Raw genomic sequence first — 22,141 nt, 5'->3', positions numbered from 1 at the left:
CATGATCATTTGACCCGCACCTGCGCCAGTACTTGGCGCATTGGGCAACACAGCACACAATCGCCTTCTTTCAACCAATTTGACGGTTGCTGGCGCTGGTTCTTCTGTTCTCATCGACCTATTTTTCTATGGCAATGCAGGCGGCGATGTCGGCGGTGATGTCGGCGACAGGGGGCATCAGGATAAAAAAGACGCCGAGGGCGCAGTGGATATGCTCGCGAATGGCTTTAAGCGCGGTTTCGCCAGTTGCACGCGCATGAGATCATGGTGGTGCGCAAAAGCGTCATGCCAGAATTAGCACCCGCTGATGCCACGGCTCCTCCCTTCTTCTAATTTCCTTCTCAACTGGCGAGTATTTGGACCAATTCGACCTCCCTATTGGAAATTGTGTCATACCAATTGGCATGACAAATTGCTTGATTTCCAGTTGGGTCAGGCTACGACTTCACAAAACAGCGCTGCGAAATTGGCGAAGGGGTTGGTGAGAGGGAATGATTGTGAAATTGAACCGAGCCGTTTCTTCAATAGCTTTAGCGATGGCCTCAGCTGGATTGATCACAGGCTGCGGAGGTGGCGGCGGGTCGTCATCCACACCTACGCCCGTTGCGACACAGGCCCCGTCGCCAACGCCGAGCCCCACTCCTTCGCCGACCCCAACGCCTGTGGCCTGCACCGGCTTGAACCTGCTCGATATTCAAAGCGCAATGGCCAGCGCGAGTTCGGGGTCTGCATTTGCGGCAAGCAATGCGATTGATGATGATCTGGGTGCTGCGTCTCGCTGGGCTGCATCGGGTGTTCCAGCAACATTGACCCTTGATCTGGGCGAACGTTTTCTTGTGCGCGATGTGGGAATTGCCTTTCATTTGGGGGATCAACGCACCGCCACATTCTCGCTTGAAGTATCCGACGATGGGACCACCTTTGTGCCGCTTTTGGGCAGCACAGTTTCATCCGGTGATACGCTTAGTTTCGACCGGTTTGACGTTGATGACACCTCCGCTCGCTTTGTCCGGATTTCGTCTGAAGGAACGTCGGACGGAGGCGACTTTGGCGTGGTTGAGGCAGCCGTTTTTGGATGCACATCTGGAACGCAAACACCAGCGGCGGTCCAACCCTTCGACACCAGCATTTTCGGCCTCGACCCAAACGTCACCCCGGGGCAGAACTTTGATCTGCTCAGGTGGGCATTGGATACGCCTGCGACCGACCCATCCGATGGCTTTGCACAGCGAACGCAAGACCGCGATCTGGAGAATTTCTCGGACGAATTTTTCTTCACCGCCTCTGATGGGGGCATGGTGTTCCGCTCAACTATCGACGGGGCAACAACTTCTGCGAACTCACGCTTCACCCGTTCAGAATTGCGCGAAATGCTACGGGCAGGGAACCGCAGCATCAGCACGCAAGGGGTCAATGAGAATAACTGGGTTCTCGGCTATCAACCTGATCCCGGTGTACCCGTTGGCGGGCGCGGAGGCGTGCTTAAGGGGACGCTTGCGATCAACAATGTGACCTCATCGGGCACTGACTTTCACATTGGCCGCATGGTCTTTGGGCAAATCCACGCATCGAGCGATGAGCCCATCCGGCTGTATTATCGCAAATACCCTGAGAATGACCGGGGCTACATCTATTTCGCACACGAAATTCGCGGCGGGGATGATATCTACTTCATGGTTGTGGGTCCTGAGTTTTCAGACCGCGATAGCCAGCCTGAGGACCGCAATGACCCGGTAAACGGCATCGCTCTGAACGAGGTCTTCTCCTATCAGATTACCAATGCCGGTGCGCGGATCGATGTGATCATTCGCCGCGGTGATCAGGACGGTGAGATCATCGGTCACAACTTCGTCGATATGACCGCTGAGAACAGCGGATACGACACGATTGATGAGTGGAACTATTTTAAAGCAGGCACCTACACCCAGAACAACACGGGCGATGGTGACGACTTTGATCAGACCACCTTCTACCGCTTGGAAAACACGCACGATTGACCGCGCTAAGGTGAACAACCCCTAATTCGGCATTTCCAGGCGTTCCAACCATTGGTCTGCCAATAGGTATGACGAATTGAGTTGAATTGGTCTGTTAAACCTGCATAACTCTCATTCGATGGTGGGGCTGGATGCACTCATCTGGAAAATGACGCGCCAAAAGGCGCAAGGCGTCGCCAAGCAGGCGGGCCAAATGAGAGGGGAATATTCGATGGGTACGAAGCCAATCGCTGAGCGCGGTTCAACAAAGCTTGCTAAGACTAAGGTTGGACCGAAGACCGGGCGGATGCGCAAATCGCTCCCCAGCCTTTTTGTCGGAGCCTCTGTATCGAGCCTTGCGCTGGCGACAGTGTTTGCAGCACCTGCTCACGCGCAGGTCGTCATTACTGATAACACGCGCGTCACCAACCCTGGGCCGGATGGTGTGACCTCGGCGGATGGTGTCACTCAAACGGTGAGCGATGGCGATAACATTCGTCTTGAGGACCAGTCTAACGACGGCGCTGTGATCACATTGGGCGGCACGCACATCAACACCGATGGGAGCGACGAGGATGTCGTGATCGAGGTTGATAACTCCGAGGACGACATCACGGTCAACATCCTCTCGACCGGTGTATTGCAGGGCGAGGATGGGGTCATTTTCTTCGAGGGTGACAATCAGATACTTACCAATGACGGTCTGATCGCAGGCACCGGCGAGGCGACCGAGGCGGTTGTCTATTTCGATCGTGATGCTGACGGCCTGTTGAATACCGTCATCAACAACGGGACAATCACAAGTGTTGGCGGTGCGACCCTTGGTGTCGACTCGCTATTGGGAACAGACCCCTCGTCGGGCACAGTGGGCGACGAGGAGGGCATCGCGCGTTTCCGGCTTGTAAACACGGGTACGATTTCCAACACCGGTTCCGACAGCGATGCAGACGCGCTTCACTTTAACGGTGATCCCGGCAGCACTGGCGGCGAAGATCGCGGCTGCCGTGAGGGTGACCGCGTCAACTGCGTTATCGAAGTTGATGTAACCAACAGCGGCACGATTTCCGCTGATCGCAACAACTCGTCCAACGCAGCTATTCGGTCAGAAAGCGACGCAGTGCTGCGCGGGACGATCACTAACGAGGCAGGCGGTATGATCGTGGGCGCGAGCAACGCGATCCGCATCAATGGCGCTCACGCTGACCACTCGGTCACTATCAGCAACGCTGGCACGATTAATGGTCAGGCCGAGGCAGGCATCCTGATCGGCGGGACCGGGGTTACCGTCGTCAATGAGGCTGGCGGAGTGATTATGGGCGACGATGAAGGTGTACGCCTTGATGGAGATAGCATCTCCGTTCGCCTTCTTGGTGGAAGCGACATTAGCGAGGACACAACGCCAACCGACACCGTGATCACCAACTCAGGCATGATTTCTGGGACGAATGATGGCATTCTTGTGAATTCTGATGCCATCGGCGCGATCATCACCAATAATGAAGGTGGCACCATCACGGGTAATGATGGCATCCAATCGGCCACTGGCGGCACATTGGTCAACAATGGCACACTGACAGGCGCGGACGGCGATGGCGTGCGTTTCGAAGGCACTCAGAATGCAACCGTCACGCTTGGCGCTGCAAGCTCTACATCTGGCACCGACAACGCGGTTGAGTTTGCCGGTTCGGGCACAAATACGCTCACGATCACGGGCGGGGCGAGTGTTTCTGGCGGCTTGCAAGGCAGCGGGGAGACGGGGGCGACCAATATCCTCAACCTTACCGGTTCAGCGATGAGCGTGACCAACGTTCAGGCGTCCAATTTTGGTCAGGTCAACGTCGACAGCGGCTTGTTCAGCCTGTCCTCGATGGCCTCCGATATCGGTGATATCACGCTCACCGGCGGCACCTTGTTCGTCAATCCGGGCGCGACCGGCGCAATATCGGTTGGCGATGGTGCAACCTTGGGCGGTAATGGCTCTGGTGGAGACACCACTGTTGCCGATGGCGGTATCATCAATCCGGGCAATCTGGGCGCAGCAGATCAGCTTCGGGTTGGCTCGTTGACCCTATCATCAGGCTCGCTGCTCAACTTTGACCTTGGCACGCCCGGTGTGGCATCGGAAAGCGACGTGCTGGTCGTTGCAGGCGACCTCACTCTTGATGGCACGCTTAATGTAACGGATGCGGGCGGGTTCGGCCTTGGTGTGTACAACATCATCAATTACTCAGGCGCGCTGACCGATAATGGCCTGGATGTCGGCACCGTTCCTGAGGGCTTTACTGTCGCCCAAGGCGAGGTGCAGACAGCCGTTAGCGGACAAGTCAACTTTGTCGTTACAGCGCTCGATACAGGGACTGACGCTGAAATCCTGTTCTTCGACGGGGCTGAAACCGAAGGCAACGGCGTCATTGATGGCGGTGCTGGTGTGTGGGACAATGTCACCACCAACTTCACCGAGGCAGACGGCGTCGACAACTTCTCATTCAACGATGCCTTTGCTGTCTTTAGCGGCGAGGCTGGCGGGCTTGTGACTTTGGGTGACAATATTGAAGCGGTTGGTTTGCAGTTCCTTGTGAACGGCTACGAAATCACTGCGGCTGACACCATGTTTACGCTTTCACTGACGGAAGACCAAAGCGGTGTTCGTGTGGGCGATGGCATCTCTGCCATCATTTCGGCGCCCCTGGCTGGCACAGGCGGCATCAACAAACTTGAAGGCGGCACTCTGACCCTGACAGGCGCCAACACCTACACAGGCGCGACCACCGTGTCGGGCGGTACATTGGTAGTGGATGGTTCGATCACCAGCGATACAACGGCCTTGGCGGGCTCGACATTGACCGGCAGTGGTTCGATCGATGGGAATGTCGAACTGGGCGCTGGCGCAACGATCAACGCAGGATCAGTCGGCGGCGCGGGGACGCTCGCGATTTCTGGCGATTTGGTGCTCGGATCATCCTCAACCCTTGCTGCCGACCTTGGCGATCCAAGCGATGCAACCACCAGCGACCTTATAACTGTTGGCGGCGATCTGACGCTCGATGGTCTGCTCAATGCAAACGGGCTCGATAGCTTTGGTATTGGCGTTTATCGCCTGATTGATGTGACGGGTGCGATCACCGATAACGGGCTCGACGTTAGCGTCCTGCCTGAAGGGTTCGAGCTTGAGCAAGGTTCAATCCAAGTCACCGCTGAGGGTCAGGTGAACCTCATCATCGACCGCGCAATTCCATCAATTCAGTTCTTCGATGGCGCTGATGCGGAAGGCGACGATGTGATCGATGGGGGCAGCGGCAGCTGGAACCTCACCGATACGAACTGGACGGACGCCAACGGCGAATTCAACGCTGCATGGAACAATGATTTCGCAGCGTTTGCAGGTGCCGCAGGCGGAACCGTCACGGTTGATGATGCGATTACCTTCACCGGCATTCAATTCGTCACCGACGGCTATGAAATCGCGAGTGGCACAGGTGCTCTGACCATCAGCGAAGCTGCAACGGCCTTTCGTGTGGATGAGGGCGCAACAGCCACCATCTCGGCAGCAATCGGCGGCACCGGCGGTCTGAACAAGCTCGATGCGGGCACCTTGGTCCTTTCCGGCGATAGCACTTACACAGGTGACACTGTGGTTGATGGCGGCCTTCTGGTGGTCAATGGAAGCATCGCTTCGGCTGTGACGATCAACGACGGTGGTTCGCTTGGCGGTGATGGCACGATTGGCGCATTGACCGTGGCTGGTACGCTGGCCCCGGGCAACAGCATCGGCACCGTCAATGTGAACGGCGATCTGACCTTCGCGAGCACTTCGACCCTCGAAGTTGAAGTGGATCCAGATGGATCAAGCGATCTTGTAGCCGTCACAGGCGATGTTACTATCGACGGCGGCACCGTGAGCGTTCTTAGCGACAGCACAGACTTCAACTTCCAAACCGACTACACGATTGTCACGGCAACCGGCGCGGTTGATGGACAGTTCGAAGATGTTGTCAGCGATCTCGCGTTCCTCGATCCAACGCTCAGCTACACCGATACTGCGGTTCTGTTGACCTTGCGCCGCAACGATGTGGATTTTGCGAGCATTGCGCAAACACCTAATGAGGTTGCGACCGCGAACGCGATTGAAAGCCAGATCAACGGCGCTTTGGGCAATGCAATCATCAATCTTGATGCAGCCACTGCCCGCTCTGCCTTTGCTCAGCTTTCAGGCGAAGTCCATGCAACTGCGCGCACCGTGCTGACCGAAGATCAGCGCCTTGTTCGCAATGCAGTCCTGAACCACCTCGCCAGCAACGAACGCGGTGGTCACATCTGGGGCCAGGCATGGGGCTTTACCGGCGACAATGACGGCGATGGCAATGCTCTTGGTGTGGACCGCGATGGCATCGGCTTCCTTCTGGGCGCTGATGTTGGCCTTGGCGAAAACGCCAGTATGGGTGTTGCCGCCAGCTATCAGGACACTGACTTTGATCTGACCAACCCGGCAAGCGGTGTTGGCTCGGCTGAGACGCTCAATGTCCTTGCCTATATCGGCGTGGACGCGCTTGGTTTGCGTATCCGCGCAGGCGGTGGCTATGGCTGGAGCAGCGTGGAAACCACTCGCTCAGTCGCTTTTGGCACCTTCGCGGATTTGCTTATCTCCGACTATGACGGATCGGTAACTTTCGGCTTCATTGAGGCTGGTTATCCGCTCGAAATGGGTAGCGCCACGGTTGAGCCATATGTCGGTTTCAACTTTGGTGAGGCCAGCACCGATGCTTTCTCCGAAGCAGGCGGGATTGCGGCTCTGCGCTTTGACGATGGGATTGAAAACTCCGGATCAGCGACGCTGGGTCTGCGGTTTGAAACGTCCGATGAAGGGTCGTTCCAAGTGCGCGGTAATGCCGGTTATCAAGCAGGCTTTGGCGACAAAGACCCATCATCGGTCGCACGCTTCGAAAGCGGTAATACCTTCACGGTGTTTGGGGCACCACAATCGGGAAGTGCAGGCTTTGCGCAAGTTGAGGCAAGTTTCAAGCTGGGTGAGAACAGCTCAATCGGCGTGGTCTATGATGGGATCTATGGCAACAACTCCCAAGCCCATGCTGGCGGAGCGCGGATCACCATCGGGTTCTGATTTGCCTGACGCCCGAATGCAAAAAGGCCCCCGTCTCAAACGAGACGGGGGCCTTTTTTGACTGGAGCAAAGGTGCCTTTCAGGCCCCCTCATTCAGGCGGTGTAGAAGGACCCACAACGAGCCGTGAGAAGCTCGCCTGCGCATAATTGCCGTTGGCCTTATCGGTTTCCCAATCACCCGTGCCAGGGCACCCAGCGTACCACATGGACGTACCTGTGCGGGTGCTGCACTGGTTGTAGATGCCCGCTTTGAAATAGAGCGAGTCGCCGCCGTATGCGTAAGGGTTGTCTTTTGCGTCCGCGCCTCTCACCAGGCTGCGTGTGTGGCGCACAGTGCCAAGACGCTCATTGTGGAAGGTCAGATACATCGTGTTGCGATGAACGTTGATGGTGTAGCTGAACTCCTCCCCCAGAGCGATGCCCTTATCGCCGGGATCTTCGGTTCCATCCCAATTGCCGCCAAAAACCGGCACTGACAAATCGGTGCGGTTGGGATCGTCCTTATCCAGATTGCGCTCATAATTCCAGAAGACCGATCCGGTCTCATGGCCGGGGAATTTCTTGTAGTAGATTTTAATGGGCTCATTGCCATAGCCAAAGCCGCTGCGGGTGCTTTTGTATTTCACCGCGTGGATTTGTCCGACCACGGCGGAGAAAGCAGGGCGCTTGGTGGGGTCTCCAGCGTTCAACGATACATGATCGACCCGCAAAGTCGCCTCAAGCTTACCACCGACCGAGGCGAACTTGTCAGAGCCCTTGCGCGCTTCGACCGCAAAGTTGTTCCCCGGATCATGCGTGCCAATGCGCGTGTTGCTGCCGCGTAGCATTTGGCGCAGCTCGCTGCGGGTGTTGGTCGAATTGGCAGTGGTCGGCGCCTTGTTGGGAGCGGCAAAGACCATGCGGCCCTCGCTATCCAGGTAGAAGAAATCGGAGTGCTCAAAACCCTGCATCGCGCTCACAGTGATCTCATCGGGTTTGCCATCTTTATTGCCATCGGAGGGCAACGTAATTTTCCAATGGCTAAGATCAAAAGCATCGCTCGGAGCGCGTTTTGTCTCATGTGGTTCGGCATCACTTGATGCTTGCACGACGAACGGCACGCTTAATGCGAGGATCGCCCCGCCCACTACACTGACGCTATGCTTCACCTTGTTGAAATTGTTCACGATATCCCTCTCAGACTTTCTCATCATACTTAGCAAATGCTGCCTCAACCAAAGCTGAACAATCCCCGCTTTGCGAAAGGCTCAAAAAAAGCGCCCCGCACGATGGCGGGGCGCTCAATTTGGGCAACTGCCCTCTCATCCGGAGAGATTAGAAGCGGACTGTTGCGCCAAAAGTGATCCGACGATCTGGCAGACCTTGGAAGCACAGAAGCGCTCCGTCGTTCACACAGAATTGGCTAATCCGCGACTTGGTCAAGTTCACGCCCTCAACCCCAATCGCGATGTTGTCGGTCAGGTCATAGACGACTGAGCCGTTCAACTGTGCACGCGAAGCGGTCACAACCGGGAAACCAAGCGTCGAGTTCAATGAGGCACCTGCCGCTGTATCCAGCGTGCGGAAGGCATCGCGCCATGTGTAACGAGCGCGGGCCGAAAGACCGTACTTCTCGTAATACAGCGTGATGTTGTAGGCATTCTCAGAGAAGTCGAGCAGGCCTTGAACCGCTTCGACGGGGTCGGGCACGTTCGGATTGATCGCTTCAAAGATTGCCTGACCACGGCCGGACGCGGTTTGAGTTGCCTCACCGCCACCAAAGTCCTGGTATGTGTAGTTGGCAAGGATACCAAAGCCCGACGCGAACCCAAGTGTGTCCTCAAATTGTGAGAGGTCATACTGGAAGGCGATCTCGATGCCCGTTTGCGTGGTGTTCGCATTGTCGTTGATGATCGTTTGCAGCGGCACGCAAAGGCCATTGCCTGGGACATCTGACAAAACGTTGCGATCAGGCACCGGGTTGAAGACACCACCTTGCTCACAAGGGTCGGTAATGTCGCGGAAGCCCGTTACCGGATCTTCAAATGCGTCTTCAACCTGGGTCACGAACAGGTTCGTGCGATCCTTGTGGAAGAAGCCGATGCTGATCAGCGAGCTTGGCGCAAAGTACCATTCAAGCGAAGCATCATAAGACTTCACTGTTTCAGGTGCGAGGTTCGCATTACCCTGTGAGACGGCATTGTTAGGGCCGGTAGGGAATGTCACCGAAAGCGAGAGATCGTCGAAATCCGGACGGTTGATGTCTTCGGTGTAGCTTGCGCGGAAGAACAGATCATCGGTGAGTTCAGCCGTTACGTTAACGCGTGGCAGGAACTCTGAGTAGCTGCCGCTGGCGGTGAGGGGCTGAACCACTCCATTGACAACGCCGTTGCCAAGCGAGTCGATGCTGGTGTCTACATAACGGAAGCCAATGTTGCCGCGAACAGGGCCGGTTTCGAAATTGGCCTGCGCATAGAGCGCGTGCGTCTCTTCTTCGACCCGGAACGAGGCACCAAGGTTTCCAGCTGATGTTGGATCAAGATCGTTTAGCAGGCGTCCACCATTTGCGATGGCATTCTGCCCGCCTGGTGTTGCGTCCAGTGCTGCTTGCAATTGAGCAAAGACAGCATCGCGCTCAGAGAATGAACGATCTGGATCGATCACCGTGAAGTTACGGAAAGCAAGCTCACGGCCGTCGAAGTCACCAAAGTTATCAGGTCCTTGAACGATCAGATCGCCAAGGGCTGCACCGCTTGGGCTGTTCGCGATTGCGCCTGTGCCAAACGTCGAGCGCAGCTGGTTAAACTCGCTTGATGCATCGCTGTAACGGTAACCTGCGTCAACCGATGTGATAAACCCTAGGACACCATCCAAATCGAGAGTTGTATCGATGCGGAAGGCATTTTCGGAGTTTTCGGTGGTGTTGTTGCTGTTTGTGACCGCATCAAGAACCGTATTGTTCGGGTCCAAGAGCTGCTGAACCGTTGGCGCAAATGGCGAATTGAAATCAATGCCAAAGGTCAAGGCGCCATCGCGAAGATCATAAGCGAACGGAACGCTGTTGTCGTTGCTTGAACCATCAAGCGGCGTCAGCGGGTTCGGGTTAATGAAGTTCAGCGTTGTGCTGAGGTTAGGGTTGGATGTGTCCGACGTCGAGCGAGCGAATTCAACGCGTGTCGTCAAACGGCCTGTCTCAAACTCAGTCCCGACGCGGTAAAGCTCACTGGTGGTGAGACGAGCGCCAGTGTCGCTCGAAAAGCGCAGGTTGGGATCATCATCATCGCGCGCAATGTTTGGCTGAATTGTGCCGAACAGTGCCGCCTCGATGCTGCCAAGATCCACTCCATCAAGTGACCCAAAGTTCACCGTCTCAAAGCCATCTGGCACGTTGACAGTATCAACTGCGCTAACCCCTGAACCTTGGATACGTGATGAGTCCTGCCGACGCTCTTGGTCGTTGTAAATCACATCCAGGAAGAACATGAGACCAGGGTTTGGCGCATATTCCAGCGAACCTGCAAAGTTGATCGTGTCAAACTCGAAGTTCTCGCGCTCTTGGTTGAGGAACTGAATGTTGAGGAACGGATTAGCCGGCCCCGGAGCCCCGGAAGCGGTGACCGCTTGCCCACCAAGAATAATGTTATCGCGGTCAACGCGCGGACGGAAAGAGGTTGCGTCTTGCTCGGAATAGCTACCGCTCAAAACCAGACCGATTTCACCATCACCGGCCTGCCATACATCGCCAAAGCTACCTGAAATACGCGGCTTCACGCTTTCAGAAAGCTCGCTGTATTCGCCTTGGATACGAGCAGAAATGATCGTGTCGGTGATGTCGAGCGGGCGAATGGTGCGAAGGTTAACCGTACCACCAACAGAGCCTTCGATTGTCGCAGCGGTTGGGGCCTTGATGACCTCGACCGATCCGATGATCGCCGGATTGATGTCTTCAAAACTGATGCCGCCACGGCCCGTGCCAGCAGCGACAGTTTTTACGCCATTGATAAGCACTTGGTTGTCATTGGTGCCGCGAATTTGGACGCCAGTACCAACACCAGCTGTACGCGTGATCTGAACGCCGGTCACGTTCTCAAGGACTTCTGCCAAGTTTTGGTCAGGCAGCTTACCAATGTCTTCTGCCTGAATGATCTCGACGATGCTTTCGGCATTACGTTTTTCGTTAAGCGCGCTTTGCAGCGAGCTTCTGATGCCGGTTACAACGATGGTATCTTCTTCGCCGCTTGTGACACCTGCCTCGTTTTCCGCGTCCTGCGCCGAGGCCATTGCGGGCATCAAGCCTGCTGACCCGACAAGGAGTCCAGCAATCAGACGTGTGCGTGCAGCGGGAAGGCCTGCGCCCCCTTTAAGGTACTTCATTACACTCTCCCATCACCAAGTTATTTTGGTTGATCGAGATAAAAATTACGAAGGACTGAATGCTAGTCAACCAGTTTTGCAGTCCTATGTGGAATAGTCTGTCATACCAATTCAGGGATTATGCAAAAAACCCCGGAATTCCATGGGTTTTAGGTGTCGGGGCTTTCTATGAACCGTGTGCACCCCAAGTGGAATACCGAGCGTTAGTAACATAATTGCATCACATGAAAGCCAGCGCTTGCGGCCAAATATCCCCAAAAACCACGCTTTGGCGCAAAGCTGACAGTGTTTGTGCCGCTCGGTGGTCTCCCCATCCGCCATTTCCAATGCCCTGCCTTGCCCTATTCCAATTCGGCGCGGACTAATTGGTAAGACCAGTTGTTGAAAGTTGGTATGACATTTAGGTTGACTCATGTGAGTGTAATCCTATTCTCGCCAATAAATAAGACATATCCTTGAGGGAGGGGAACATGGCATTTGGTGTATTTGGTCGCCGCGCGTCGTCGCGTATTTCATTCTCGGCCGCACTGCTGGCAGGCACCGCTTGTGTAGCTAGTCCGGCATTCGCGCAAGACGGCGAGGCGGCACAAGAGGCCGCTGACGTCGCCGAAGAAGAGGGTGATGTTATCATCGTCGAAGGCTTCCGCGCTGTTGTGCAAAACTCCATTGATGAAAAGCGTCAATCGATTGAGGTGTTTGATGCTTTGTCGTCAGATGAAATCGGCGACATTCCCGCTCTTTCAATCGGTGAAGCCCTTGAAACGCTAACAGGGGCAGGCTCACACCGGGAAAACGGCGGGGCTACTGAGATTTCGATCCGCGGTCTTGGTCCCTTCTTGAGTTCGACCGTCATCAATGGCCGCGTCGCGACCAATGGCAGCGGCGATCGCTCGGTCAATTTCAGTCAGTTTCCTTCAGAGCTTTTCACCAAGATTGGTATCTATAAAACGCAGGCTGCAAGTTACATTGAGGGCGGTGTTGCTGGTCAAATCGTGCTCGAGACAACGCGGCCGGTCGATTACGGGAAGCGCCGGATTCAGGGTGAGCTCAAAGGTGAGTTTAACCCGGACAATTTTGACATCGATTCTGATCAGCGCCTAAATGATCTGGGCTATCGTGGTTCGCTTAGTTATATCGACCAATGGTCCGTGGGCGATGGCGAGCTGGGTCTTTCGCTTGGGTTTGAGCGACGCGATTCCAACAGCCCTGAACAAGAAGCGCGGGTGTCGAGTACCATTCGCGCTTGTGTGGTTGACCCAAGCACCACAAGCGATGGTGTCTTCGATGATGGGAATTGCGACACAAGCAGCGGCACAGTTGCCGGGCTTCGTGATGGTAGCGTCAATTTGCCATTTGTGATCGCACGCAACAGCTATGCGCTGCGTCAGAACATCACCGCAGACACTCGCAATGCCTTCTTCGGTGCGGTGCAATACAAGCCAAGCCCCGATGTCGATATCAATGCAGACTTCCAATATTCGACCCGCAAGCAAAGCGAGCAGCGCTCTGATCTGAACTTTGCGGAAGGTCGCCGGATTGACGAGCAAAGCGCAGCAAACTCAATCCCCGGGTTCGACCTGATCTTCACTGAGAGCGGCGCGCTGCGTCAGTTTACAAGCGAACAGCGCATCGAGGCAGTTAGCGAGTATCTGGAGCGTGACGAAGAGTATTACGGTGGCGGGTTGTCGGTCGACTTTAGTCCCGCTGATCGCCTTACGGTTTCACTGGATGCATCATTCTCGCAAACGCAGCGGATCGAGGAGGCCGTGCAAATCCGCTTCCGCACCGAGGATGATGAAGACATCTTTGGCAACACAGGCGCGTTTACGCCCAGTGTCGAGAATGATGGCGGCACTCAGGATGACCGCGTCGAAAACGTCGTTCAGATTTTCCAAAACGGGTCGCAAGGTCTGAACTTCGTGGTCCAAGACTTCGATGTGAACAATTATGACCTGTTCGCCAATGATCCACGCCTTCGCGCTGATCTGGAGCAAGACCGTTTCAACCGTGTTTGGGCGCTGAGGGGCGATGTTGCCTACGAAATGGATGGGTTCTTCAACCTGTTCCAGGCGGGCACTCGTTACCAAGAATTGGATTATCGCGATGTGCCAGGCGCCTCTAACGGGACCAGCCGTTTCGAAAACACCTATAACGACACATCGACCACCGGCGCTTTGGCGATTGCTAATCAGGAATGCCGAACAGCATTCCCGGAAACCGGCTTCTTGTCGTCGATTTCTGGCGGAAACCCGCTTGTGACACAGGTTGATGCAGCTGGTAATGTGGTTGCCTCAACCAACACGTTTGCAACCTTTGACGCCCTTTGTATTGCCCGTGTCCTTGAGCGTGAGGACCCCTCAGGCTTGTCTTTTGATGAAGATGGAAATCCAATTTACCCGACGGGTGATTTCGACTCCATCCAAAACACTGACGTGACCGAGAGGACTTGGGCGGGCTATGTCCAAGGCGATTTCGATACCCTTCTTGGTGATCTGCCATTGCGCGGTAATGTTGGCCTTCGCGTGGTCAACACCTCTGTCAGCTCACGTGCTTTCCGCACCGCGCTAAGCATCGAGATTATCGATCAGGACGGTGATGGCACTGATGGTTTTGCGCTTGTTGAAGATGCGAGCCAGCTGTCGATCACGACCTCGAGGGCGTCGTACACTGAATTCCTGCCGAGCTTCAATCTGGTGGCTGATTTCCAGCCCGATCTGCTTGGCCGTTTGGCCGTTTATCGGGCGCTTTCGCGTCCTGACCCGTCTGATCTTGGCGATGGCCGTATCCTCAATGTCAATGACGGGGATGATTTCGCAACACCTCAAGAAGCCTTGGTTGGCGGCGTCAACAATGTCTCGGCCACGGGTAATCCAGCGACCGATCCATTGATGTCTTGGAATGTCGATGTCGGCTTGGAGTGGTATCCCAATGACGATTCAATCCTCGCATTCAATGCTTACTACAAGAGCTTCAATGGTGGATTTGAAACGGTAGGCATCCTCGAGCCCTTTAGCGTGGGCGGAGCCACTGCTGACCTGTTGGTCACCTCTGTCAACACCTCCGATGACACAAGCACAATCTATGGTCTTGAGATCACAGCAGCCCACCGTTTGAGCTGGCTTCCGGCACCGCTTGATGGGCTGGGTTTCAAGCTTAGCTACAACATCGCCGATTCCAACTTCGAGTTCGAAGACGACACTCTCGGGGCAATCACCACGCTCAATGATGATGGCACGACCACTGTCACAAACGGCTTGATCCCTCCATCAAATCTGTTCGGCTTCTCCGAGCACGTTTTGTCGGCGCAGGTGTATTACGAGATCGGAGACTTCGATTTCCAAGGCATCTACAAATATCGCAGCGACTACTTCCAGCAGTTTGTGTCAACGCCAGGCCGTGTTCGGTATGTCGATGATTTCGAAGTGTTCGAGGCGCGTATCACTTACTCGTTGAATGATAATCTGCGCTTCTCTCTTGAGGGGCTCAACCTTTTCAATGAGCCGCGTACTGACTTTCGCGGTGCGCCAGACGACCTTAGTCAGGTGCTTGTTTATGGCCCGCGCTTCTTTGCTGGGGTGCGCGCACGCTTCTAAACGGTTTAGGGTCGCCGCATTTCGAGGGGCAGCGGCGGCCCGCCTGTTTTTTGCGCCATTTTTGACTGGGCGCTCCTTCAAACCTATGGGGTTAGACTGGTATTACACTGGATAAGCGTTTCGTCGGAGTAATTGCATGAGTGGTAAGCGACTTTTCCAATCCGTTGCCGAGCAGATCTCGGAGCTGATCGATGCCGGAGCATTCCCTCCTGGAACCCGCCTTCCGGGTGAGCGCGAACTTGCCGAACGACTTAATGTTAGCCGCGTGACGATCCGCGAAGCTGAAATTGCCCTGCAAGCAATTGGTCGCCTTGAGATCAAGACAGGCTCAGGTGTTTATGTCAGCGAGAAGAAGCCGGAAAACGCGGCGTCGCTGCCATCGGCAAGCGCATTTGAGGTGACCGAGGCGCGTCTTTTGGTGGAATCGGAAACGGCGGCGCTTGCGGCCCACAACATTACAGATGCAGGCATTGAACGCTTGGGCGAACTCATCGAACAAATGCGCACCGGTGACGAGCAAGCGGCAAACGAGGCTGATGAGGAATTTCACTCTAAGATCGCAGAAGCTTCCAACAATGCTGCGATGATCCATACCGTCAATTCCTTGTGGCGGATGCGCGAAGATATCCCGGAAGTGAAAGCCACCTACGAGGCTGTCTGCGTTCACGATGCTGAATCGCGCACCGAGGAGCACGAGGCAATCTTCTTTGCATTACGCGATCGTGATCCTTCCGCTGCGCGCAATGCCATGCGTGAGCACTTCCACCGTTTGATCGAAGCGATGTTGGATGCGACAGAGAAAATGGCGATGGAAGAGTTGCAAGCTCAGGCGTCCAAAAGCCGCGAGCGTTTTGCAGCAGCCTCCAAAATTGCCTAGCCATATTGGTACGACAAAAACACTGAAAACTATATGCCAGATTGATTGACACCCGATTGGTCTGAGCTATACTCCCTCCCAATAAGTTTGGACGAGGGAAATTTTGCATGATGCCAAGGGTGAGCCTTGTGATTGCTGCTGCGTGCCTGCCGGCATCGCCGCTGAGTGCGCATCAATACCTTGTTCAAACTCAGATTGAATACGCCGAGGTGCTGGCCAAGGTTGAGGCAGGCGATGAGATCGTCCTAGCCAATGGCGAGTGGCGCGATTTCGATTTGGTCATCACAGGTGAGGGTCGCGAAGACGCACCGATTGAGCTTATGGCTGAGGAGCCTGGCAAGGTCATCCTCACCGGACAGTCGAGTCTGCGGCTCGGCGGCGAGTTCGTAACCGTCAGCGGCCTTGTGTTTCGCGATGGGTATAGCCCGCGCGGCGAAGTCGTTTCGTTCCGCGTCTCGAAAGAAGATCAGGCCAGCAATTCTCGTGTGACGCAGGTCGTCATCGATGGCTTCAGCAAGCCTGATCGGTATGAAAGTGACTATTGGGTCGGCATTTACGGTCAAAACAATCGCTTTGATTACAACTACCTCGGGGGCAAAACCAATAAGGGTGTGACGCTTGCGGTGCGCCTCGACACAGAGGAAAGCCGCGAGAACAATCACCGGATTGAGCGCAATTATTTCGGCCCGCGCGCGGTGCTGGGGTCGAATGGCGGGGAAACTCTGCGTGTCGGGACCAGCCATTACTCGATGTTCAATTCGAACACACTTGTTGCCTACAACATGTTTGACCGTACCGGCGGCGAGGTGGAAATCATTTCCTCTAAGTCTGGCGGCAATGTGTTCCGGGGCAATGTCTTTCGCGCAGCGCGCGGGACGCTGACCCTACGCCACGGCGACAACAATGTCGTCGAGGGCAATGTGTTCTTGGGCGGCGGCGCGGATTACACCGGCGGCATTCGGGTCATCAACCGCGGTCAGACGGTGCGCGGCAATTATATGGAGGGGCTTCGCGGCGAGGCGTTCTCCAGCGCGCTTGCCATTATGAACGGCGTGCCCAATTCGCCGGTCAATCGCTATGTAGAGGTTGAGGGCGCTGCAATCGACAACAACACGATCGTCGATAGCCGCCGGGTCGCGTTCAACGTGGGTGCCGATGAAGAACGCTCCGCTGCGCCAAGCAATTCTACGTTCAAAAACAACCTTTTGAGCGGGTTGGAGGGGCAGTCCTTCCTCGAAGTCTATGACGACATTTCCGGGTTCACCTTCGCTGACAACCAGGTGGGTGCAGGCGGGGTCGCAGCTGAGCTGGGTGATCTGCCGCAAGGTTCAGTTGAGATGGTGCGCGGCGAGAATGGTCTCCTTTATCCCGTGGACCCGGCGCTTGCATCGGTGGGTGCGCCGCGCGATCTGAAGGTCTTGGGCCCTAATGAGGTCGGGCCAAGTTGGTATCCCAAGCCCAGCGATCCCGTAGAGTTCGGCTCTTCTGGCAAAGTGATCGAAGTGGCTCCCGGGCAAGGCACTTTGGCGCAGGCCGCCATGACGGCGGGGTCCGGCGATGTCCTTAAGCTTACCGCAGGCACCTATGTGACCGAGCGCACCATTCCGCTCGCAACGGCGCTTGCCATTGTGGGTGCGGGCGCGGAAGAGACGGTTATCGAATTTGCGCGGCCGACGCTTTTTGAGCTGCGCGAAGGCGGCAATCTCAAGCTTTCTGGTCTTGCGATTGATGGCGTGCGCGCGCCCGATTCCGTTGGTAATTCCATGATCCGCACCGGGGTGTATCCGATCCAATCGAACCTTCGGATTGAGCTTGATCAGATCACAGTGCGCAATCTTGATGTGAACAAGTCTTTCAGTGTCATGACCCTTGGCAAAAGCACTCTGGCTGACAGCGTTTCCATCACGAACAGCGCGTTTGAAAACATCTCTGGCACCATCGTCTCAGCATCGGCTGAGACAGAGGATTACGGCCAGTACAATGTCGAATATCTCGACATCTCGGGCAATGCCTTTGCCAATATCGGCGGGCCTATCGCCAGCATTTATCGCGGCGGGCGCGATGAGAGCACCTTTGGTCCTAATGTCACGATTTCTGGCAATGCTTTGCACAATGTGGGCCTTGCGCCAACCAATGGCACAGGTGGGTCGGTTCACCTTCACGGCGTTCAAATCGCCGCGATTGAGAGCAATGCGGTCAGCGCCTCTGCGCCGTTCCGGGTGGTGCACACTGTCGGCACGCCCAAGACCCAGATCAACGACAACGCATTTGCGAGCACTGCCGCGTTTCTACTCGAAGAGCTGATCTTTGATGGAGAGCACCGCGCGCAGCTTTCGGGCAATGAGTTTGCAGATGGAGGCGATCAATAATGCGCGCCCTTACACTTGTATCCGCTTTCGCCTTGGCGAGTGTGCCCGTTGTCACTCTGGCGGCTGATGGTCATGCAAATGACGCTCATGAGAGCGCCGCTTCGCAAGCGCCGCTTTTTGCGCAAGAAATGGATCGGGCCCGCGCCTTTGTCGATGGCATGATGGCCAACGGCGTTGTCGTGCCACAGCCCAAAGACCCCGGCGGCGGCTACACCCACGAACAGCACAAACGCAATTTCCGCGCGATCTACCAAGGTGGGCAGCTTTTCGAGATCACCGGCGATGAGCGCTACCGTGAATATGTGCGCGATATGCTGCTCGAATATGCCGACCTTTACCCAACATTGGGTGAGCACCCGGCGAAAGCGAACCAATATTCGGGCCGCATTTTCTGGCAGGTCCTGAACGATGCCATGTGGCTGGTCCACGCGGTGCAAGGGTACGGCAATATCCGCGACACCTTGAGCGAGGCTGAGCGTCAGAAAATCGACGATCAAGTGTTCCGCCCTGCGGCGCATTTCCTATCGGTGGAATCGGTTGCAACCTTTGACCGGATCCACAACCACGCCACGTGGGCAACCGCTGGTGTGGGGATGACAGGCTATCTCCTTGGCGACGAGGATTTGGTCGAGCGCGCGCTGTTGGGCTCTGACAAAAACGGTGAGGCGGGCTTCATCCGCCAGACGGAACTGCTTTTTCTCCCGATGGGTATTACACCGAAGGGCCATATTATCAGCGGTTCGCGCTGCTTCCCTTCCTTGTGTTCGCCAATGCGATTGAGCGTAATGAGCCTGAGCGCGAGATATTCAAGCACCGCGACGCTATCTTGTTAAAGGCCCTGCGTACCACCGTTCAGCTGAGCTATCGCGGGTATTTCTTCCCGTTCAATGATGCGATCCGCGACAAGAGCCTGCGCACAGCTGAGCTCTATGAAGGCGTTGCGATTGCCTATCAGCAAACCCGCGATCCGGCGCTTTTGTCGATTGCTGATTTTCAGGGGCGCACTGTCCTCACCCCCGGCGGGGCGATGGTGGCAAAGGACCTGGCGGCGGGTAAGGCAGAGCCCTTCCCCTTCCGCTCGCTTTTGCTGACAGACGGGCCCGAAGGTGATCAGGGCGCGGTCGCTGTCCTTCGCCAAGGCAAGGCCAATGCGGAAGGCGAACCGGCCACCGTGCTGATTGCCAAAAACAGCTCGCAAGGCATGGGTCACGGCCACTTCGACAAGCTCGCCTGGCAAATGTACGACAATGGCAACGAGATCGTGCGCGATTATGGTGCGGCGCGTTTCCTCAACATCGAGGCAAAGCGCGGCGGACGCTATCTGCCTGAGAACGAGACTTGGGCCAAGTCATCGGTCGCACACAACACTCTGGTTGTTGACGAGACCAGCCACTTCGACGGTGATGGCAAATACGCCGATAAATTCTGGCCAACGCAAACCTATTTCTCTGATGCTGAGGGACTTCAGGTCTCAAGCGGCATGATCGACAGCGCCTATCCGGGCGTTTCGATGAAGCGCACGCTTTTGATGCCTTCGATCCCCGGCTTGGAAGAGCCTTTGGTGATCGATCTTGTGCACGCCTCAAGCGGAGATGCACACCAATATGATCTGCCGCTGCATTATTCGGGTCATATCATGGAATATGACTTCGACGCGCAGCGCAATGTCGCTGAACGCCCGGTGCTTGGCTCAGATAATGGCTATCAGCACATCTGGGTCGACGCGACCGGCGCGCTAGACGATGGCAAGGGCGCGCTGACGTGGATCCTTGATGGGCGGTTTTACACCTACCGCTTTGCAGCCAACGGGCCAGTTACCGCGATCCTTGGAGAGAGCGGTGCGAATGACCCTGAGTTCAACCTTCGCCGCGAGCCGCTTTTGATGCTGCGCGCGCAGCGCGAGGGCGCGGTGAGCTTCGCCAGCCTCATCGAGGCGCACGGCAGCTATGACGGCGCGGCCGAGCAGACGCTCGACAGCCGCAGCCTTGTCGCGGACCTCACGCATACGCGCGTGGGCGGCATGGATATTTTGCGCCTGACCCTGAAATCAGGGCAGCGCTACGCGGTGGCGGTTTCGCACAATCCTGATCCGAAGGCGGCGCACAGCGTCACTATTGAGGGCGATACAGTCGCTTGGACAGGGTTTGCGGGCGTCGTCGCGCTGACGGATAAAGAATAACGGGAGATGGGAATGGAAATGGTGAAAGAGGCGCAAAGCCCGCCCTTCGTGGTCGCGAAGGATACACCCAAAGAGGATCTGGGAAGCGGAATATCGCGCCAGATCCTCGGCTATGGGCCTGAAATCATGATCGTCAGGGTCTGGTTTGAAAAGGGCTCCGTGGGCGATGTCCATTCCCATCGGCACAGCCAATCAACCTATGTCGAAAGCGGCAAGTTTGAGGTCTTTATCGACGGGACGAAAAAGGTGCTGGAGGCTGGTGACAGCTTCTACATCGCGCCACATCTCGACCACGGCGCAGTGTGCCTGGAAGCAGGCGTTCTGATCGACACCTTCAGCCCGCTTCGCGAAGATTTCTTGGGTGAGGGGGATAAGGCGATGTTTAAGGGAAAGCTGCGTTTCTGGATCGTCGGGCTTGTCGCCCTCGCGACCATTATCAACTATATCGACCGAGGTGCTTTGGGCTTTTTGTGGCCTGAGATTTCCAAAGAGCTTGATCTTGACGAGTATGATTATGCGATCATTCTCAACGTCTTCACCTTTGCCTATGCCTTTGGTCAATCGATCTTTGGCAAGATTTTTGACTGGATCGGCGTACGGCTTGGGTTTGTCCTTTCGATCGTTGTGTGGTCGGCTGCAACCATCCTCCACGCTTTTGCCCAAGGGCTTTTGAGCTTTGCGGTTTTTCGTGCAGTTTTGGGTGTGTCGGAAGCGGGCAACTGGCCCGGCGCGACCAAGGCAAATGCTGAATGGTTCCCGATTGACGAACGCGCTCTTGCGCAAGGTATCTTCAACTCAGGCGCCGCCATTGGCGGCATCGTGTCTGCCCCGATCATCGGCCTGCTGTTCGTATGGCTCGGCAGCTGGCAGGCGACCTTCATCGCCATTGGTGCGCTTGGCTTCTTGTGGCTGATCCCATGGCTCATCGTTTACAAAAGCGGTCCTGACGCGCACCCTTGGATTACCGAGGAAGAGCGCCAGTTCATCTTGACCGGTCAACGCAATGTCGAAACCAATGAGGTTGCGACCTACGCGCCGGGGTCAGCTGAGATCTTGAGCCGCAAGGAAAGCTGGGGCGTGATCCTTGCAAGCTTTTTCCTTGATCCGATCTGGTGGCTGTTCGTGGGTTGGCTCCCGATTTACCTTGCCAAGACTTACGGCTTTGGTGTCGAGGAAATCGCGGTCTACGCTTGGATACCCTATGTTGGCGCCATGTTTGGCGCTTGGTTCGGCGGGCTTCTGGCTGGCAATCGAATTAAGTCCGGGTGGAGCGTTAATAAAACGCGCAAATCGGTGATCGCGCTTGGCGGTGTGATCATGCTGGTCTCGCTTTTGTCGACCACCCAAGCAGCCACGCCGCTTATCGCGGTCCTTATGATGGCGGCAATCCTGTTTGGTTTCCAAACGGCTGTCGGCAACATTCAGACACTACCCAGCGACTTTTACAGCGGCGCATCGGTCGGCACTTTGGCCGGCTATGCGGGCACCGCTGCAAAGCTTGCCGTTGTGGGTCTGAACTTCCTGATCCCAGCAATCACAGTGAATAGCTACGCGCCCGCGTTCATCGTCGGCGCTGGTCTTGCGATTGCGACTGTTCTTTCGGTGCTCATCCTGTGCCCCGAAATCAAACCATTGAAACCAAAATCGGCCTAAGGCCGCAGACATTCCTTAAGGG

Annotated in this window: 11 protein-coding genes; 9 read left to right on the top strand and 2 right to left on the bottom strand. The window is 55.8% G+C overall.

The features are described from left to right. Nucleotides 1-40 precede the first annotated feature (40 nt). From AC0V61_RS02765 to AC0V61_RS02755, 3 genes are all read left to right on the top strand, one after another. Nucleotides 41-298 carry a hypothetical protein gene (locus AC0V61_RS02765; protein WP_486155753.1) on the top strand — a complete coding sequence of 86 codons (258 nt, stop codon included), beginning with the start codon at nt 41-43 and terminating at the stop codon, nt 296-298. Nucleotides 299-536: 238 nt separating this feature from the next. Beyond that, nucleotides 537-1,997 (top strand): polysaccharide lyase family 7 protein, encoded by a 1,461-nt coding sequence (locus tag AC0V61_RS02760; protein WP_486155752.1) that lies wholly within the window; start codon nt 537-539, stop codon nt 1,995-1,997. A 211-nt stretch (nt 1,998-2,208) separates the two neighbouring features. Continuing rightward, complete coding sequence (locus tag AC0V61_RS02755; RefSeq protein ID WP_486155751.1) at nt 2,209-7,095, top strand: autotransporter domain-containing protein; 4,887 nt, start codon at nt 2,209-2,211, stop codon at nt 7,093-7,095. Nucleotides 7,096-7,184: 89 nt separating this feature from the next. On the opposite strand, the gene AC0V61_RS02750 is transcribed toward AC0V61_RS02755, so the two are convergent. Next, nucleotides 7,185-8,261 carry a polysaccharide lyase family 7 protein gene (locus tag AC0V61_RS02750; protein ID WP_486155750.1) on the bottom strand — a complete coding sequence of 359 codons (1,077 nt, stop codon included), beginning with the start codon at nt 8,259-8,261 and terminating at the stop codon, nt 7,185-7,187. A 148-nt stretch (nt 8,262-8,409) separates the two neighbouring features. Then, nucleotides 8,410-11,448, bottom strand: a complete 3,039-nt coding sequence (locus AC0V61_RS02745; protein ID WP_486155749.1) for a TonB-dependent receptor — start codon at nt 11,446-11,448, stop codon at nt 8,410-8,412. Between the two features lie 470 nt (nt 11,449-11,918). Here AC0V61_RS02745 and AC0V61_RS02740 point away from each other — a divergent pair, with 470 nt between their 5' ends. The 6 genes from AC0V61_RS02740 to AC0V61_RS02715 all read left to right on the top strand — a co-directional run bounded on the left by AC0V61_RS02740 (nt 11,919) and on the right by AC0V61_RS02715 (nt 22,119). Next, nucleotides 11,919-15,041 (top strand): TonB-dependent receptor, encoded by a 3,123-nt coding sequence (locus AC0V61_RS02740; protein ID WP_486155748.1) that lies wholly within the window; start codon nt 11,919-11,921, stop codon nt 15,039-15,041. A gap of 136 nt (nt 15,042-15,177) precedes the next feature. Then, nucleotides 15,178-15,918 carry a FadR/GntR family transcriptional regulator gene (locus AC0V61_RS02735; RefSeq protein ID WP_486155747.1) on the top strand — a complete coding sequence of 247 codons (741 nt, stop codon included), beginning with the start codon at nt 15,178-15,180 and terminating at the stop codon, nt 15,916-15,918. Between the two features lie 107 nt (nt 15,919-16,025). Next, nucleotides 16,026-18,287, top strand: a complete 2,262-nt coding sequence (locus AC0V61_RS02730; protein WP_486155746.1) for a polysaccharide lyase 6 family protein — start codon at nt 16,026-16,028, stop codon at nt 18,285-18,287. Continuing rightward, entirely contained in the window at nt 18,287-19,120 is an 834-nt protein-coding gene (locus AC0V61_RS02725; protein ID WP_486155744.1) for an alginate lyase family protein, read from the top strand. The genes AC0V61_RS02730 and AC0V61_RS02725 overlap by 1 nt, the downstream gene beginning before the upstream one ends. After that, nucleotides 19,048-20,466 (top strand): heparinase II/III family protein, encoded by a 1,419-nt coding sequence (locus AC0V61_RS02720; RefSeq protein WP_486155743.1) that lies wholly within the window; start codon nt 19,048-19,050, stop codon nt 20,464-20,466. Before AC0V61_RS02725 ends, AC0V61_RS02720 begins: the two co-directional genes overlap by 73 nt. 12 nt (nt 20,467-20,478) lie before the next feature. Then, nucleotides 20,479-22,119, top strand: coding sequence for an MFS transporter (locus AC0V61_RS02715; protein WP_486155742.1), 1,641 nt, complete (start codon nt 20,479-20,481; stop codon nt 22,117-22,119). Nucleotides 22,120-22,141 lie beyond the last annotated feature (22 nt).

The sequence above is a fragment of the Erythrobacter sp. JB1-4 genome (assembly GCF_057365025.1).
This window is presented reverse-complemented; position numbering and strand designations above follow the sequence as displayed.

What these genes read in the sequence shown, in the direction of transcription:
- AC0V61_RS02725 (WP_486155744.1), top strand. Translation starts at nt 18,287, where the DNA reads ATGCGCGCCCTTACACTTGTATCCGCTTTCGCCTTGGCGAGTGTGCCC.
- AC0V61_RS02735 (WP_486155747.1), top strand. Translation starts at nt 15,178, where the DNA reads ATGAGTGGTAAGCGACTTTTCCAATCCGTTGCCGAGCAGATCTCGGAG.
- AC0V61_RS02760 (WP_486155752.1), top strand. Translation starts at nt 537, where the DNA reads ATGGCCTCAGCTGGATTGATCACAGGCTGCGGAGGTGGCGGCGGGTCG.
- AC0V61_RS02755 (WP_486155751.1), top strand. Translation starts at nt 2,209, where the DNA reads ATGGGTACGAAGCCAATCGCTGAGCGCGGTTCAACAAAGCTTGCTAAG.
- AC0V61_RS02715 (WP_486155742.1), top strand. Translation starts at nt 20,479, where the DNA reads ATGGAAATGGTGAAAGAGGCGCAAAGCCCGCCCTTCGTGGTCGCGAAG.
- AC0V61_RS02730 (WP_486155746.1), top strand. Translation starts at nt 16,026, where the DNA reads ATGATGCCAAGGGTGAGCCTTGTGATTGCTGCTGCGTGCCTGCCGGCA.
- AC0V61_RS02740 (WP_486155748.1), top strand. Translation starts at nt 11,919, where the DNA reads ATGGCATTTGGTGTATTTGGTCGCCGCGCGTCGTCGCGTATTTCATTC.
- AC0V61_RS02745 (WP_486155749.1), bottom strand. Translation starts at nt 11,448, where the DNA reads ATGAAGTACCTTAAAGGGGGCGCAGGCCTTCCCGCTGCACGCACACGT.